The organism is Neisseria sp. P0021.S007 (assembly GCF_051956855.1).
The window spans coordinates 1-619 of the sequence record NZ_JBQCXA010000725.1; the positions used below are offsets into that span (position 1 = coordinate 1).

A 619-nucleotide genomic window follows, 5' to 3' on the forward strand; every position below is an offset into this window, starting at 1 on the left:
TTTTTAAAAGTTAAGGTTTTCATGATGGTTTGAGAATGTGGGAAAAGAGAGGATTGTAACATGGCGAAAACAAACGCACCGTCTGAGTCAGGCGGTGCGTTTGTATCTCGGCAACTTGGGTGCGGTCAGTTTAGAGTATCAGCCGCCCCGGGAATGTCATTCCGTCAAGATTATTTTTCGTCGTTAGCCAAAACGAAGCGGTAAATAGCCGCGCCAACTGCTGCGCCGGCAATAGGAGCCAACCAGAACAACCACAATTGTTCAACAGCCCAGCCGCCTTGGAACAAGGCAACGCCGGTAGAACGTGCAGGGTTGACGGAAGTATTGGTTACAGGAATGCTGATCAAGTGAATCAGGGTCAGACCAAGGCCGATGGCGATAGGAGCAAAGCCGGCCGGAGCTAGTTTGTCGGTAGAACCCATGATAATGATTAGGAAGAATGCGGTCAGTACGAATTCGATCAGCAAAGCCGCCATCATGTCGTAACCGTTAGGAGAGTGTTCGCCGAAACCGTTGCTGGCAAAGCCGGAAGCAACAGCATCAAAAACGGTTTTACCGGAAGCAATCAGATACAGAACGCCCGCAGCGGCAATCGCACCGACCACTTGGGATACGATGT

At 50.6% G+C, this 619-nt stretch carries 1 protein-coding gene; it reads right to left on the reverse strand.

All coding sequences use genetic code 11. The annotated features are described in order from the left end of the window. Positions 1-170: 170 nt before the first annotated feature. Positions 171-619, reverse strand: a 449-nt coding sequence (locus ACTHUR_RS15615; RefSeq protein ID WP_440399552.1) for an aquaporin, incomplete at its 5' end; no start/stop codon positions are given.